Genomic DNA, 16,671 nt, shown 5'->3' on the forward strand with positions numbered 1-16,671 from the left:
AATTCAGGGAGTTTTAAAATCAAATAAAATATGTAATCTTTTTACTTAAATTAAAATTAAGAAAATATTCTCAATAAAAAGCATTGATACTTAACAAATTAACTTAACTACATATTTCGCAATCATACTATCGGAACCCAATTTTAGTCTATAGTATAACCGTTTTCGTAATAATTTAAAGTGAGGAAAAAGTTCTTGATGAAAACATCTTAAATAAAAAAACGCTACAACTTAAATGCCTATTACTCTAACCAAAACAGGTAGCATAAATACTCCATTTTATTATATTCTGAATAGTTACAGCGTTTCTTAATTGCTAAAAATTCAAAAAAGAACATATAAATTAAATATTTTCAATCGTTTTCGTAAATTAGCCCTCACTATTAGAACAAAATAAATAACCAACATGGATTTAAACTTCAATAAAAACGAAGATCATAATAAACTTTTATTGTCTGAATTAAAACAAAAACTTGCCAAAGTCAAATTAGGAGGCGGTGAAAAACGTATCGAAAAGCTACATGCCGAAGGTAAAATGACCGCTCGCGAACGTATTGACTATCTTCTTGATGAGAATGCAAAAAGCATTGAAATTGGTGCTTTTGTAGGTAAAAAAATGTATGCCGAACATGGTGGATGCCCATCTGGTGGAGTAATTGTAAAGATAGGATACATCAAAGGAAAACAATGTATTGTTGTAGCCAATGACGCAACTGTAAAAGCTGGTGCTTGGTTTCCTATCACTGCCAAGAAAAATTTAAGAGCTCAAGAAATAGCCATAGAGAACAATTTACCTATTATCTATTTGGTAGATAGCGCTGGAGTTTATTTGCCTTTACAAGATGAAATTTTTCCAGATAAAGAACATTTCGGACGCATCTTTAGAAACAACGCCATAATGAGTAGCATGGGAATTACACAAATCTCTGCTGTAATGGGTAGCTGTGTTGCTGGAGGTGCTTATCTTCCTATCATGAGTGATGAAGCTCTTATTGTAGACAAAACAGGAAGTATTTTCCTGGCTGGAAGTTATTTGGTCAAAGCAGCCATTGGCGAAAGTATCGATAATGAAACCTTAGGTGGCGCTACAACACATTGCGAAATTTCGGGGGTTACTGATTATAAAGCCAAGGATGATAAAGATGCTTTAGATAAAATAAAAAATATAGTCGATAAGATTGGTGATTTTGAGAAAGCTGGTTTCAATCGTATCAAAGCAGAAAAGCCTGCTTTAGACGAAAAAGAAATCTACGGTATTTTGCCAAAAGCAAGAAGCGAACAATATGATATGATGGAAATCATTAAACGATTGGTCGACAATTCAGAATTTGAAGCCTACAAAGAAGGTTACGGTCAATCACTCATTACCGGTTATGCCCGAATTGATGGTTGGGCTGTAGGAATAGTAGCCAACCAAAGAAAAGTGGTTAAAACAACCAAAGGCGAAATGCAATTTGGAGGTGTAATCTATTCGGATTCTGCAGACAAAGCCACTCGTTTTATTGCCAATTGCAACCAAAAGAAAATTCCATTGGTTTTTGTTCAGGATGTAACTGGTTTTATGGTGGGTTCTAAATCTGAACATGGTGGAATCATAAAGGATGGAGCTAAAATGGTAAATGCCGTATCGAATTCTGTAGTTCCAAAATTTACTGTAGTAGTAGGAAACTCATACGGAGCTGGAAATTATGCCATGTGTGGTAAAGCATTCGATCCTAGATTGATCTTTGCTTGGCCTAGTGCAGAGCTAGCTGTAATGGGTGGTACACAAGCTGCTAAAGTTTTAGCTCAAATTGAAGCTTCTTCCCTAAAAGGAAAAGGAGAAATTGTAGATGAGGCCAAGGAAGCCGAATTATTTGACAAAATCAAAGCCCGTTATGACGAGCAAGTTTCTCCATATTATGCCGCTGCCAGATTATGGACTGATGCTATTATTGATCCTTTAGACACAAGAAATTGGATCTCTATGGGTATAGAAGCGGCCAACCACTCTCCTATTGAAAAGAAATTTAATTTGGGAGTGATTCAGGTTTAACAGTAAACCAATTGATACTTTAAAAACTCATAAAGAAACCGTCTCAAGACAAAGACGGTTTATATAGAACGAGACATATTGTTTTTTTATTACTATAAAAAATAAGCTAGTTTCTTTAAATCTTAGAGAAAATAGTTTAAAATAAAATACCACTAGGATTATAAAACTCAATAAATGTCACATTTTTTTATGTTCTTTGGCTAAAAATAGCCCTAGAGCAAAAATTAGAAATTAGACAAAAGAGTTAAATAAAATAGAAGCAGGAGAAGTTAATATTTCTCCTGCTTCAAATTAAAAAAAATTAATATTATTGTGTAGGATTTGTTTTAAAAAATTAAATTACCAATCTTTGTGTATACGCTGATTGTAAATCTACCTCAATATTACATTTTTGATAACATCATGAAAAATAAAATATTAGTTTACATTATAATTACAAGTTCATTTTCATTTGATAATTGGGCACAGAATTCGCTTCTAAACCAAAAAAAAATAGAAAAATCAGAAACCAATTCTTCTATTTTAAATAATCAAACTGATAAATCAACAAGGAAAATAAAATATTACCGTGTTGAAGAAACCGTCCAGATGAAATTTGGCGGACACAAAACTGTTTACAATGTAACAGATTTAAGATTACTTGAAAACAATAATCTAGGACCTAATAACGGAAGAATAATAACCCCAGTGTTTCAGGAAAATGAACAACTGGTTAATAAAACTGATTTAAGAGCAAACGCTTTAAACAAAATCGAAAATTCTACTAAGTTATCAAGTCAAAATATACCCAAAAGTGTAGAGATATATGATTTAGATCCTGAAAATAAAAAAGCAGCAACATCTGATGTTTTTGCCTCAAAAGAGCAAATTGATGAAACCACTCTTAAATTAAGCACTTTAAATAAAATTGAAGATCCTACTAAATCACCAATCTCTGATATTCCTCAAAAAGTAGGCACTAATGATTTAGATCCTGAGAATAAAACAACACCATCGGTCCTTGCTCAAAAAGAGAAACTCAATGAGTCTGGTATTAAGCTTAATGCCTTAAACAAAATTGAAAAATCTGCTAAATTATCAATTACCGATACTCCAAAAAACATAGATACATCAGGTTATATTGACATTATAGAAACCTATGAAAGAGTGGTTGAAAAAGGATACGAACCTATAGAAATATTAAAAAAATTAGCTGATTCCTATTTTTTCAACAATGAATTGGAAAAAGCTGAGAAATACTATAGTAAATTATTTAGCAAAACAACTGACCTAGAACCTGAATACTATTATCGTTATTCAGCTTCTTTAAAATCAAAAGGGGAAGTTGAAATGGCCAATCAGTACCTAAAAAAATTCAACGCATTATCTGATAACGATTCAAATTAATCGTATCAATTGCAATTTTGGCTGCTGATCATATAATTGCATTTGTCACCTAGCCCCGATGGAAGCGGCATCCTTTTTATAAGGTCTTTTGCCTTATAAAAAGATATAGTGAACAGCGGGACAGATGTTGTTACTTACACAATGATCTGCTCCTTAAAACAATATCTTTTATAAAATCTTTTTATAGAAAAAGCCCTAAACGCTTTAACATGTTTAGGGCTTTAACAAATAAAAAAAATGGTCTTATTTCCATCCTCCACCTAGGTCTCTGTAGACATGGACTGAGGCATTAAGTTGTTCTTTTTTGGTATCTATCAATTCAAGTTTAGATTCTAAAGCATCACGCTGTGTCATCAAAACTTCAAAATAATCAGCTTTGGCTGACTTGAACAAATCTCCTGCAACATCAATTGAACGGTTCAAGGCATCTACTTGTTGTGATTTCAGCTCATAGCTTTTTCCTAGATTGCTAATTTTAGAAAGCTGTGTAGACACTTCTAAATATGCGTTTAGAATGGTACGCTCGTAGTTATACAGCGCTTGAAGTTGTCTTGCATTGGCACTGCTATACTCTGCTTTAATGGCATTTCTATTGATCAATGGTGCTGTTAGTTCTCCTGCTAAAGAATACAAAAGTGATTCTGGCATTGTAAACAAGAAAGATGGTTTGAATGCATTAACTCCTATAGCCGCAGTAATATCAAGTGAAGGATAAAACTCTGCACGAGCTACCTTTACATCTAGTTTTGCTGCTTCTAATTGCAGTTCAGCCTGTTTGATATCCGGACGGTTCGCTAATAGTTGAGAAGGAATTCCAGAATTAACCACTGACGGTAGTAAACTCATGAAATTACTATTATCCCTCTTTATGTCTTGTGGATACCTTCCTAACAAAAAGTTGATTTTGTTCTCTTCTTCTTTTATCTTTTGAAGAATTTCAAACTCCATACTTTTTGAAGTTAACACCTCAGCTTGAAACTTCTGAACTGCCAATTCGGTTGCTCTAGCAGCCTCTTTCTGAACTTTTACGATTTCTAATGCATTAGATTGCAGTGCGATGTTCTGTTTTACAATCTCCAACTGACTGTCTAGAGCCAATAGTTCGTAATATGAATCGGCTATTTCAGATATAAGGTTCGTTATCACGAAATTTTTACCCTCAACAGTTGATAAATATCGGCTTACTGCTGCTTTCTTAGAATTGCGCAGTTTTTTCCAGATATCAACTTCCCAATTTGCATAGGCTGCTATTTTTAAATCACCTAATGGCTCTGGCATTTCCTCACCTGGTCTAATTTCAGTAGAAGCATCTCCGGCACCTTGGCTGGTATATCTCCCTACTTTCTCAATTCCTGCTCCTGCTCCGATACCCACTTTTGGCAAGAAAGCCCCTTTTCTCACACGAACATCATTCTGTGCAATTTGGATTTCCTGTAAAGTAATTTGTAATTCCTGATTGTTTTTCAGAGCAGTATCAATCAAACTTACCAAATTTGGATCCTTAAAATAAGTACGCCAAGGAATGGTTGATGTATTGGTTGTATCAGCACTTTTACTCTTATCAAAACTCTTATCAAAAGATTCTGGAACAGCTTTGGTTTCTGCCAAAGGTGCAAGAGTTGGGGTACAACTTGCTACCGCTAGGCAAATACCTAGCGGGGCAACATATTTATATAACTTTATTTTATTCATTGTCAGTCAAATATTCGGTAAATGGATTTTCATCATCTTTCTTAGAGAACTGATGTTTTTCTGAAATTTTTGCAAAAATATAGTACAAGCCAGGTATTATTAATACCCCGCAAACTGTACCTATAAGCATCCCTCCTGCTGCTGCTGAACCCAATGTTCTGTTTCCAATTTTACCCGGATCAGAAGCTAAAGCCAAAGGAACTAAACCTGCAATAAAGGCAAAGGATGTCATCAAAATTGGACGGAAACGTACAACTGCTCCTTGCATTGCTGCATCGAGTACAGACGCACCTTGGCTATGCTTCTGGGCTGCAAACTCCACAATTAACACGGCATTTTTTCCTAACAAACCTATGAGCATTACAAAAGCTACCTGAGCATATATATTATTGGCTAATCCAAATAATTTTAAGAATAAAAAGGCTCCAAAGATACCTGCCGGTAAAGACAAAATAACAACAAGTGGTAAAATGAAACTCTCGTATTGAGCTGCTAGAACCAAATACACGAAACCAAGACATATTAAGAATATATAAATGGCCTCGTTTCCTCTAGCTACCTCATCTGCAGAGATACCAGCCCAATCAATACCAAAACCTCTAGGAAGTGTTTTTGCAGCTACTTCTTTTACAACTTCAATGGCTGTACCACTACTGTAACCAATAGCTGGAGCTCCACTAATTTCCGATGCATTGTACATATTATGTCTAGTGATTTCAGACAAACCGTATACTTTTTTCATTTTCATGAAAGCAGAAAAAGGTACCATCTCATCTCTATTATTTTTGACATATAATTTTAATATATCTTCTGGTAATGCTCTATATTCTGGTGAAGCCTGTACAATTACCTTATATTGACGGTCGTATTTTATGAAATTGGTTTCATAATTACTACCTACAAGTGTAGACAATGTGTTCATGGCATTCTCGATACTAACTCCTTTTTGTTGTGCTAAATCGTTATCAATATCCAACATATATTGTGGGAAACTAGCACTATAAAAGGTAAATACCGAGGTCAATTCAGGACGTTTTTTCAATTCACGAACAAATTCCTTACTTACCGTTTCCATTTTTTTGTAATCCCCAGAACCTGCTTTATCCAGTAAACGTAATTCAAAACCACCTGCTGCTCCATATCCAGGAACCGCTGGGGGTTGGAAATATTCGATGGTTGCTCCCGAAATGTCTTTGGTTTCCTCTTCTAATTCTTTGATAATTTCCTCAACATTATGGTGACGTTCTTCCCAACTTTTTAAATTAATCAAACAAGTTCCTGTATTAGCCCCTGTTCCTTCTGTTAGAATTTCATATCCCGCCAAAGCTGATACTGATTTTACTCCTTCAATTTTCTCGGCTACTTTTTGTAAACGCTCCGCTATTTGGTTCGTTCTCTCTAAAGATGAACCTGGAGGAGTTTGGATAATAGCATAAAACATTCCTTGATCTTCACTAGGAATAAACCCTGATGGAAGACTGTTGTTTATGAAAAATATACCCATACAGAATGCAACTAAAATCCCAATTGATACTGATCTTCTATTGATAAAAAATCCAAGTATTTTTTGGTATCTATCTGATAAATTATTGAACTTATTATTAAAACCATCTAAAAACCTATTGATTAAATTTTTAGGTCGTGGTTGTCCATGTGTGTTTTTTAACATCAAAGCACACAATGCTGGCGTAAGGGTCAAAGCTACTACTCCCGAAAGAATAATTGAGGTTGCCATAGTGATTGAGAACTGACGGTAAAAGATACCTACAGGACCTGACATAAATGCTACAGGAATAAAAACAGCAGCCATCAAAAAGGTAATAGCGATAATCGCTCCACCAATCTCTGACATTGCTTGTCTAGTAGCTTTTCTGGCAGAAAGATGTTCTTCTTCCATTTTGGCATGGACGGCTTCAATCACTACGATGGCATCATCCACAACGACTCCAATTGCTAATACAAGTGCAAATAAAGTTATCAAGTTGATTGTAATTCCAAACATTTGCATAAAGGCAAACGTACCAATTAACGATACCGGTACTGCAATAGCCGGAATAAGCGTTGAACGCCAGTCTCCCAAGAACAAGAATACCACTAAACCTACTAATATAAAGGCTTCAACCAATGTATGAATTACTTTTTCGATAGAAGCATCCAAAAATTTAGATACATCATAACTAATTTCATAATCCATTCCTTTTGGAAATGATTTCTTTAATTCTTCTAATTTTACTTTAACATCTTTAATTACCTGACTGGCATTACTACCATAAGATTGTTTAATGGTTATTGCTGCAGATGGTTTTCCATCTATACTGGAATAAATATCATACATCGAACTTCCAAACTCCACATCGGCAACATCTTTCAATCGAAGTAATTCACCATTGGCATTCGATCTTACTACGATATTTTCATATCCTTCCTTAGTTGTGTATCTTCCTTTGTATTTCAATACATATTCGAACGCTTGAGATCTTTTACCCGAACTCTCTCCTGTTTTCCCTGGTGAAGCTTCCAAACTCTGGTTGCTTAAGGATTCCATTATCTCATCGGCTGATATTTTGTAAGCCAACATTCTGTCTGGTTTCAACCAAACACGCATCGCATATTCACGATTTCCTAAGATATCAGCAACACCTACCCCGTTTACACGTTTTATGTCCGAAAGAATATTAATATCAGCATAATTGAAAAGGAATTTTTGACTTGTTTTTGGATCCTTACTGAATAAGTTAATATACAAAAGCATATTAGGCTCTTCACGCGTGATTTTTAGTCCTTCCCTAACTACCAATGGCGGAAGCTTATTGATTACAGATGACACACGATTTTGTACATTAATCGCTGCTTGGTTAGGATCTGTACCCAAATTGAATATTACCTGAACGTTTGCTTCTCCATCATTTCCGGCATCAGATGTAATATACTTCATTCCAGGAACTCCATTTAGGGCTCTTTCAAGTGGTATAATTACAGATTTAACCATCAACTCACCATTGGCACCCGGATAAGCTGCCAGAATGTTTACTTTTGGTGGCGAAATAGACGGGAATTGTGTTACTGGCAAACTAGTCATTGCCAATATTCCCAAAAAGACAATAACTAACGATATTACAATCGATAATACAGGTCTTTGTATAAATTTATTAAACATATTTTTATCTTTTTAAATAGTTAAAACGACTACTCCGCTTTTAATCTTAAGTGTGCTAATACTTCTTTTGGATTTAGATAATCAAATTTGATTTTATCATTATCATTGGCTTTTTGAAGTCCATCCAATAAGATTTTATCATTAGCGGTTATTCCTGAATTTACTACATACAAATCTGGCATTTCACCTTTTATAGTGATCTCTACTGATTTAAGTACATTGTTTTTTTCTACTACAAATACATATTTTTTATCTTGTATTTCATAAGTAGCTTTTTGAGGAATAACTAATGCGTTTCTAACAGGAACTGTCATTAATACTTTACCTGTTTCTCCATTCTTTAATAGTTTATCAGAATTCGGGAATTTTGCTCTGAAGGCAATATTACCTGTTTCATTATCAAATTCACTTTCAATAACTTCTACATTTCCTTTATATTTTAATGCTTCGCCATTTGCCAAAAGCAAACTTACAGTACTATTTCCTCTGCCTTTTATATTAGTTTGATACTCTAAATATTCAGGTTCAGATACATTAAAATAGGCGAACACCTGGCTATTATCTGAAAGGCTGGTCAATAACTCCCCTTCGTCGATAAGGCTTCCTAATTTTTTCGGGATTCGGTCAATAGTTCCGTCAAATGGAGCCCTGATCTCAGTAAATGATAAATGTAATTTTGCTAAGGCAACTTCTGCTTTTGCCTGCTCTAACTTAGCCTGAGCGATAGCCTGTTCACTTTTTGAAACTATATTTTTATCGGCTAATGATTTAGCATTTTGCAATTCAATCTCAGCCGCTTTAGCTTCAGCTTGTGCTTTTAATAATTCTGCCTCATACATTTTTGGCATGATTTTAAACAACACCTGACCAGCTTTTACAAACTGACCTTCATCTACATAAATGTTTTGCAAAAATCCTTTTTCCTGTGCTCGGATTTCGATGTTTCTAACTGAACGTATCTGCGAAACATACTGTTTAGTAAAGGAAGTATCAATCATTACGGGATTGGTAACGGTAAATTTACCTGCTTCTTCTTTTTCTTCTTTTTTGGTTGTACAGCTAGTTAGGCACAACAAGGCAAACAAGCCTGTGAACAAGATTATTCTCTTCATGGTATAAAAAATGGTAATTAAGCGATTGAATATTTGGAATCTAGGAATTCCTTTAGACGTAATAAACCATCAGTCGCCATAATGAGACCCTAACTGTAATACAGGAGGAAGTAAGTTTGAGATACACCCACAAGTTATACATGATCACACTTTTGGTAACCGATGTATAGTTTTAATCAAATTCTTAAAACTCTTTGCTGAATGTAAATAGGATTTGAATAGCCGGAAAATGGCTGGAAGATTTTTGAACACTCTGAGGGAGCGTCATAAAGGAACTGATGGGAAAATGTAAGATACCATCTGTCCAGTAAGCTATATTTTTTGAAAATAAATTTATCAGAAACCCCAACTTTAGTATTGTCACCGCTTGCGTGTTCTTCGTCTAAATCTAAGTCGGCATCCTCAATTACCAGGCTGCCAAAATCTTGACTTATAAGCTTTACTCTGAGCTTATTTGTAAAATTATATTGTGAAGTATGGTTACTCTTGTTATGATTCGTATCTGCATGCAAGAAGTGCCCTCCGCCAAGCAGATGGAAACTCAGATATATGAAAAATACAATTGTTCTCATTTGAGCGCAAAAATAGCAAAAGATCTAAATAAAAAAAACTGTTTTTCAAAGCTCCAATGAAAAAAACAGACAAAACTATTTTCAAAAATTCATTTGACAATACTATTCATAAGCTGTCGAGTACAATTTAGAAATGTTTTAATGCTTTAAAACAGAAGCCTCTAACATAATTTTATGATTGATCCTTAAATCATCAAAAAGCATTTAATCTCCTTATATCATTAATAAAACATTTCTTAATTTATCGTTTTATAAGTAGGATATTACTTAAAAACAAATACAGCATGTTTGCTAAATGCTCAGTAATGAGCATAAAAAAAGCCCAAACACACTAAAATGTTTAGGCTTTAACTTTTTAAACTGATTTTTATAATGTTGCCATATCTATCACAAAACGATAACGAACATCACCTTTTATCATTCGATCATAAGCTTCGTTTATATTTTTGATGTCTATCAATTCAATATCTGAAACGATTCCGTGTTCAGCACAATAATCCAACATTTCCTGAGTTTCCGGTAATCCCCCAATCAAAGAACCTACAACGCTTTTTCGGCCAAAAATAAGTCCCATAGGATTCAACTCATACGCTGCTGGTGGCACGCCAATACAAACATGAACTCCTTTGGTTTTTAACAATCCTACATACATATTCAAATCATGCGGTGCTGAAACTGTATCTAAAATAAAATCAAAAGACCCAGCTACGCTTTGAAGCTGATTTGCATCTTTGGTAACAACAAATTTATGGGCGCCTAGTTTCTTGGCATCAGCTTCTTTTGCTGGCGATGTACTAAGAACGGTTACTTCGGCTCCAAAAGCCACTCCAAACTTTACAGCCATGTGTCCCAAACCGCCAAGCCCTAAAACCGCCAGTTTATGTCCCTTGCCTACTCCTAAAAACTTTAATGGAGAATAAGTAGTGATTCCAGCACAAAGTAAAGGAGCAACTGCAGCCAAATCTAACTTATCAGATATATGCAAAACGAAATCTTCATGCACCACAATAGTATTTGAATAACCTCCGTAAGTTGGTGTTTTTTTATCTTGCTCCAAACTATTATATGTAGCCGTAAATCCGTTGGAACAAAATTGCTCTAATCCTTCCTTACAATTATCACAAGTTCTACAAGAATCGACAAGACAGCCTGTTCCTGCAAGATCACCTACTTTAAATTTCTTAACATGACTTCCTACTTTAACAACTTTCCCTACAATTTCATGTCCTGGAACCATCGGGAAAATACCTCCGCCCCAATCATCTCTAATTTGGTGAAGATCACTATGACATACTCCACAAAATTGAATATCAAACTGTACATCGTGTGGTCCAACTTCTCTTCTTTCAAAATTCCATGGTGCCAAGTCCGACTTAGCATCCTGTACTGCAAATCCTTTTGTTTCTATCATTTTTTTATTTTTTTATTTCTAATAAAAATACTAAAAATATTTAATAGTCAACGAATTACATTTTAAAAGAAATAATTAATTTTAGTAAAGGCAAAAAATAACTTTAAGAAGTCTTTCCAATTGAATTTACCTTTAATTAAGTTTCAGTAATTTATCGAAATTTGTTTCTTTTTCGGCAATAGAAATTTGTTTCTTTGTCTAAATCTATAACTGCAACTCATAACAATTAAAACTCCTTCATGCCGGAATATTTTCTAGATGTAGAATACAACAACCACACTTATGGTGTGGATGAAATCAATTTTAAGGAATTTGAATGCTGTACATTTAATCATTGTACATTTTCGGCTTGTAACTTTATGGATGTTACTTTCATCGATTGTGTCTTTAATGATTGCATTTTTAACGAAGCAAGAATCAATCATGTCGCTTTAAGAACCGTGACGTTCAACCGATGTGAAATTAAAGATGTAAATTTTGCTATGTGCAGTAAACTTATTTTTGAAGTTCATTTTAACAACTGCATACTGGATTTTTCTAAATTTTATACCTTAAAAATAAAAGGAACCCAATTTATCAATTGCAGTTTGATTGCAGTTGATTTTATGGCTGCTGATTTAACTGAAGTATTTTTTGAAAATTGTGATTTATATCGTGCTGAATTTGCCAAAGCTACTGCCAACAAAACCAATTTTAAGTCCAGTTATCATTATACTATTGACCCAAAAACCACTAAATTGAAGAAAGCAGTATTTGCATTAGAAGGTCTAAAAGGTTTACTCTACAAACACGATATCATTGTAAATTAATCATCTAAAAACAAAACTTTTAACTCACAAACTCAAGATGATTCCCTTCGGTATGTAAAATGTGCTTTGCTTTTATAATTTCTTCATTGGGACCATTTACTATTACTATAAATTTCCCTTCTTCCAGATGTTCATGACATTTAACGACCTTATCTTCTTTTATCCCTATAAAAGTCAGCAGTGAAATAAAACCACCTGCAACTATACCAAGATCAAGCCCCGCAATGCTTCCTACAAGCGCGCCTGCTCCGTATAAAAAACCAAAACCAGGAACCGTAAAAACACCAATACCGGAGAGCAACCCTATTAGTGTTCCCGCCCCCATGCCAACTACTGCTGGAGCTTCTTTTATATTATCCAGAGATTTAATATGAATATGGTCTTCAATTATTACCGCTTTACCCAACAACGAAACATCATCCATAGGAAAACCATATTCACTTAAAACTTTGATGGCATTAACCGCCTTTTCATGCGTGTCATAAATAGCAATTTGTGATTCCATAATATTATTTTTTAAGGTATTAACACAATTACTCAGCATCATAAAATCATTAGTAAAGTCATGAATTTAAGCTGTTTAACACATTATTTAATTAATATTTAGAGTACAAAATTTGGGGTTTATTCAATAATTTATTTGGATAACATTTTCTCAAATCGTTTTTGCATTTCCTCAAAACTCATATCTTCTTTATGGGTTGCTATCATCCATTTATAACCAAATGGATCCATTACCTGCCCTACACGATCACCATAGAACATATCTTCAATAGCCATTATTTCAGTCGCCCCAGCATCAATAGCTCTCTTGAATACGGCATCAACATCTTTAACATACAATCCAAAAGTCATTGGGTTTCCACCAATAGTTTCTGGGCTTTTGTTTCCCCATTCAATATTCTCATCTGCCATCATCAGTAAGGAATCTTCAATCATTATTTCTGCATGACCAATTAGTCCATTTGGCATTAGTAATTTGCCTCGTTCAGTTGCACCAAATGCTTTTTTGTAAAATTCAATAGCGTCATTGCACCCTTTAATAGTTATGTATGCATTTAGTGTGTACGCTCCTGGGTAAATGTGTGATGTTTGCATGTTATAGTTTTTTAAGTGTTTGTATTATGCTAATATTACTCTGAAAAAAGTCTTAAATTTACGCATTTTTCTATAAATCAACATATTACACCAACTTATTTTTAAGTTTATTTTTACAACATTAATTTATCAATGAAAATTAAAAACTTGTCACTACATTTTTTCCTCATGCTTTTATACAAAAAAACCTCAACTATTTCTAAATAATCGAGGTTCCTATTTTATTCTTTCAGAATAAATATCTTTTTTAAGCTTATAACTACAAATATATTCTCATATGATTATGCTTAATCCCAACTTCTTCAAAAGGTTCATCATAAATTTCAAAACCAAGTTTCTTGTAAAAATCATTAGCAGATTCCCTAGAATGACAAGTTACTTCCTTAATTCCTTGTTTCTTGCAAAACTCTAACAATTCATTCACCAAAAGTTTACCTATTCCTTTTCCTTGCAAATTTGTATCAACTGCCATTTGCATCAATTGAGCCTTTTCTTTTTTACTGTCTATTGGTACCAAAATAACACAGCCCAAAAGATTGTTGCTTTCGGTTGCCACGAAATGCCAAGCTTTATCATCATTCATTTCCCAAGCATTATCCGGCAAACCAATTGGTCTCAATAAAACTTTATTCCTTAATTCTCTTTCTAATTGATAAAGAGAATCCAAGATTGTTATTTGTTTTATTTCTAACATAGTCTACTAATTTTTTATTTTATGAGTCAAATTATGGCTAATTTCTAACTGCAACAAATACTTATAACTTTAATAATTAGATTTTTTTCTCCAGAATATAATCTTCCATCAGGTAACCATGATCTAATTCTATATCGACTTCACCAACAATCCCGAAACCTAATTTTTGATAGAAATGCAATGCTTTATTGAATCTATTTACATTTAAAGTAAGTGCTGTAGAATGGTTTTCTATAGCTACATTCTCTACAAAATCAATTAATTTCTTTCCAATTCCTTTACCCTGTGTGTTTGTTAAAACATAAATTTTATGAATTTTGGTTTGATGCTTTTCTTTGTAATTATGCTCGTAGGAAGCAAAACCCAAAGTAAGATCACCTTCCTTGGCTAATACAAAATGATTCCCCTTATTAATAACACTGTCATTTAGGGCTTCGTCATTATAAAAAGCTCCCAACATATAATCTAATTGTTCTTTTGAAAGGATTTCTCCATAAGCAACAGGCCAGGTTTCATGTGCAATATCTCGAATTGTTTGATAATCTTTTGCAGTAGCAGCAACTATTGTAATCATTTAAAATTAAAATTAAAAGTTAGAAGATTTGGAATTATTACCCATGAATTGTCTCACCTTTCCCGTAATTGGTAATAATTGACTCTTCGAATTCAAGCCATTCTCTCCAACGTTTTTCTACATCTATCCCAACACCATATTTTCGGGCATAAGTGATAAAAGTAGTATAATGTCCTGCCTCACTTTCCATCAAGTCACGGTAAAATTTAGCCAACTCCTCATCTTGAATATTTTCGGAAAGTACTTTGAAACGCTCACAGCTTCTGGCTTCAATCATAGCTGAAAACAACAATCGTTCTACCAAACCTGAAACACGGCTTCCGTTACCGCTTTTTTTCATGTACAAATACAATTCATTTACATAATCGTCTTTGCGTTCACGACCTAGCTTTAAACCACGTTTGATGATAATATTATGTACTTGTTCAAAATGATCGATTTCTTCTTTGGCCAAAGCCAATAAATCCTTTACTAAATCCTGATGCTCTGAATTATTAGTGATTATTGTAATAGCGTTGGTAGCTGCTTTTTGTTCGCACCAAGCGTGATCAGTAAGAATTTCTTCGATGTTTTTTTCAACAATATTTACCCATCTAGGATCAGTTGGCAATTGTAATCGTAATACTCCCATTTTTTTTTAAGTCTAAAAGTTAAAAAGTCATAAAGTCAAAAGTCGTCATAAAAACGAAAGTCGAAAGTCAAAACTAAGGCAGAATAAAATTCCAATCCAAAACTTTCGACTTTCGACTTTAAAAACTTTAAACAAAAATTTAATAAACAAAGATTGCTCTTTCGCTCATCATTTCGTTTACTTCATTGGCTACTTCTTCAATGATATCTTCGTTAGTATGATTTGTTAAAACCTTATCAATCATAGCAACAATTGTTTCCATATCTTCTTCAACAAGACCACGAGTGGTAATTGCCGGAGTTCCGATACGAATACCTGAAGTTACAAATGGAGATTTATCATCAAATGGAACCATGTTTTTATTTACAGTGATTTCAGCTTTTACCAAAGCATTTTCTGCCTCTTTACCTGAAATTCCTTTATTTCTAAGGTCAATTAACATCATATGATTGTCAGTTCCTCCAGAAATAATGTTATATCCTCTTTTTACAAAAGCTGCTGCCATTGCCTTAGCATTTTTTTGTAATTGCATAGCATATGTAAAGAACTCATCTTGTAATGCCTCACCAAAAGCTACCGCTTTAGCAGCAATAATGTGCATTAATGGTCCACCTTGATTTCCTGGGAAAACAGCAAGATCTAATAATGTTGACATCATTCTGATTTCTCCTTTTGGTGTAGTTAATCCCCAAGGATTTTCAAAATCTTTACCCATTAAGATCAAACCTCCACGAGGTCCACGTAATGTTTTGTGAGTTGTAGTTGTTACAATATGACAATGAGGAATTGGATCATTCATCAATCCTTTGGCAATTAAACCAGCAGGGTGAGAAATATCAGCCATTAATATAGCTCCTACACTATCAGCAATTACTCTAAAACGCTCAAAATCCATATCACGTGAATAAGCCGAAGCTCCTGCGATGATTAATTTTGGCTGCTCTCTAGTAGCAATTTCTTGAATTTTATCATAGTTCAAAAGACCTGTTTCTTGATCTACACCATAAAAAACCGGATTGTATAAACGTCCAGAAAAGTTTACTGGTGAACCATGAGTTAAGTGTCCTCCGTGTGATAAATCAAAACCTAAGATTTTATCTCCTGGTTTCAAACATGTAAAAAATACTGCTGTATTAGCTTGTGAACCAGAGTGAGGCTGTACATTCGCGTAAGCAGCACCAAATAATTCTTTAGCTCTATCTATAGCAATTTGTTCTACTACATCTACTACTTCACAACCTCCGTAGTATCTTTTGCCTGGGTATCCCTCGGCATATTTATTAGTTAAAACAGACCCGGCTGCCTCCATTACTTCGTCACTTACAAAGTTTTCAGAAGCGATAAGTTCTAATCCGTGTATTTGTCTGTCTTGTTCCTCAATAATGAGGTCAAAAATTTGTTCGTCGCGTTGCATTTCTTTGATTTTCGTTAATTTCCCGCAAAAATACAAAAAAACGTTTGTTTAACTCTTAGATTATAATATATTTGACAAGTAATTTT

Annotated in this window: 14 protein-coding genes; 3 read left to right on the forward strand and 11 right to left on the reverse strand. The window is 33.9% G+C overall.

Going from position 1 to position 16,671, the window contains the following annotated elements; all coding sequences use genetic code 11:
* The first annotated feature begins 406 nt into the window (after nucleotides 1-406).
* Complete coding sequence (locus tag OZP08_RS15425) at nucleotides 407-2,035, forward strand: acyl-CoA carboxylase subunit beta (protein WP_281322258.1); 1,629 nt, start codon at nucleotides 407-409, stop codon at nucleotides 2,033-2,035.
* A 402-nt stretch (nucleotides 2,036-2,437) separates the two neighbouring features.
* The gene (locus OZP08_RS15430; RefSeq protein ID WP_281322259.1) at nucleotides 2,438-3,421 is read left to right on the forward strand and encodes a tetratricopeptide repeat protein; all 984 of its coding nucleotides are present in this window, start codon (nucleotides 2,438-2,440) and stop codon (nucleotides 3,419-3,421) included.
* A gap of 243 nt (nucleotides 3,422-3,664) precedes the next feature.
* Here the strand turns inward: OZP08_RS15430 and OZP08_RS15435 are convergent, their stop codons facing one another.
* The 5 genes from OZP08_RS15435 to OZP08_RS15455 form a co-directional block, all read right to left on the reverse strand.
* The gene (locus OZP08_RS15435; RefSeq protein ID WP_268846987.1) at nucleotides 3,665-5,113 is read right to left on the reverse strand and encodes a TolC family protein; all 1,449 of its coding nucleotides are present in this window, start codon (nucleotides 5,111-5,113) and stop codon (nucleotides 3,665-3,667) included.
* Nucleotides 5,106-8,270 (reverse strand): efflux RND transporter permease subunit, encoded by a 3,165-nt coding sequence (locus OZP08_RS15440; RefSeq protein ID WP_281322260.1) that lies wholly within the window; start codon nucleotides 8,268-8,270, stop codon nucleotides 5,106-5,108. The genes OZP08_RS15435 and OZP08_RS15440 overlap by 8 nt, the downstream gene beginning before the upstream one ends.
* Before the next feature lie 29 nt (nucleotides 8,271-8,299).
* On the reverse strand, nucleotides 8,300-9,382 hold the full coding sequence (locus tag OZP08_RS15445) for an efflux RND transporter periplasmic adaptor subunit (RefSeq protein ID WP_281322261.1): 1,083 nt from the start codon (nucleotides 9,380-9,382) through the stop codon (nucleotides 8,300-8,302).
* Between the two features lie 176 nt (nucleotides 9,383-9,558).
* The gene (locus tag OZP08_RS15450; protein WP_281322262.1) at nucleotides 9,559-9,954 is read right to left on the reverse strand and encodes a hypothetical protein; all 396 of its coding nucleotides are present in this window, start codon (nucleotides 9,952-9,954) and stop codon (nucleotides 9,559-9,561) included.
* A gap of 367 nt (nucleotides 9,955-10,321) precedes the next feature.
* Nucleotides 10,322-11,365 (reverse strand): NAD(P)-dependent alcohol dehydrogenase, encoded by a 1,044-nt coding sequence (locus OZP08_RS15455; protein WP_268846989.1) that lies wholly within the window; start codon nucleotides 11,363-11,365, stop codon nucleotides 10,322-10,324.
* 239 nt (nucleotides 11,366-11,604) lie between these two features.
* On the opposite strand from OZP08_RS15455, the gene OZP08_RS15460 reads away from it, so the two are divergent.
* Nucleotides 11,605-12,174, forward strand: coding sequence for a pentapeptide repeat-containing protein (locus OZP08_RS15460; RefSeq protein ID WP_268846990.1), 570 nt, complete (start codon nucleotides 11,605-11,607; stop codon nucleotides 12,172-12,174).
* A gap of 19 nt (nucleotides 12,175-12,193) precedes the next feature.
* Here the strand turns inward: OZP08_RS15460 and OZP08_RS15465 are convergent, their stop codons facing one another.
* From OZP08_RS15465 to glyA, 6 genes are all read right to left on the reverse strand, one after another.
* A complete protein-coding gene (locus OZP08_RS15465) occupies nucleotides 12,194-12,679 on the reverse strand; it encodes a hypothetical protein (RefSeq protein WP_268846991.1) in 486 nt (161 codons plus the stop codon).
* A gap of 131 nt (nucleotides 12,680-12,810) precedes the next feature.
* Nucleotides 12,811-13,272 carry a VOC family protein gene (locus tag OZP08_RS15470; RefSeq protein ID WP_268846992.1) on the reverse strand — a complete coding sequence of 154 codons (462 nt, stop codon included), beginning with the start codon at nucleotides 13,270-13,272 and terminating at the stop codon, nucleotides 12,811-12,813.
* Between the two features lie 259 nt (nucleotides 13,273-13,531).
* Nucleotides 13,532-13,966 carry a GNAT family N-acetyltransferase gene (locus OZP08_RS15475; protein ID WP_268846993.1) on the reverse strand — a complete coding sequence of 145 codons (435 nt, stop codon included), beginning with the start codon at nucleotides 13,964-13,966 and terminating at the stop codon, nucleotides 13,532-13,534.
* A 76-nt stretch (nucleotides 13,967-14,042) separates the two neighbouring features.
* Nucleotides 14,043-14,540: a GNAT family N-acetyltransferase gene (locus tag OZP08_RS15480; protein WP_281322263.1), complete on the reverse strand. Its 498-nt coding sequence runs from the start codon at nucleotides 14,538-14,540 to the stop codon at nucleotides 14,043-14,045.
* A gap of 37 nt (nucleotides 14,541-14,577) precedes the next feature.
* Entirely contained in the window at nucleotides 14,578-15,171 is a 594-nt protein-coding gene (locus tag OZP08_RS15485) for a MiaE family protein (RefSeq protein WP_281322264.1), read from the reverse strand.
* A gap of 139 nt (nucleotides 15,172-15,310) precedes the next feature.
* Nucleotides 15,311-16,585 carry a serine hydroxymethyltransferase gene (glyA, locus tag OZP08_RS15490; protein ID WP_281322265.1) on the reverse strand — a complete coding sequence of 425 codons (1,275 nt, stop codon included), beginning with the start codon at nucleotides 16,583-16,585 and terminating at the stop codon, nucleotides 15,311-15,313.
* Nucleotides 16,586-16,671 lie beyond the last annotated feature (86 nt).

The sequence above is a fragment of the Flavobacterium aestivum genome (genome assembly GCF_026870175.2).
In the GTDB taxonomy this organism is placed as follows: domain Bacteria; phylum Bacteroidota; class Bacteroidia; order Flavobacteriales; family Flavobacteriaceae; genus Flavobacterium; species Flavobacterium aestivum.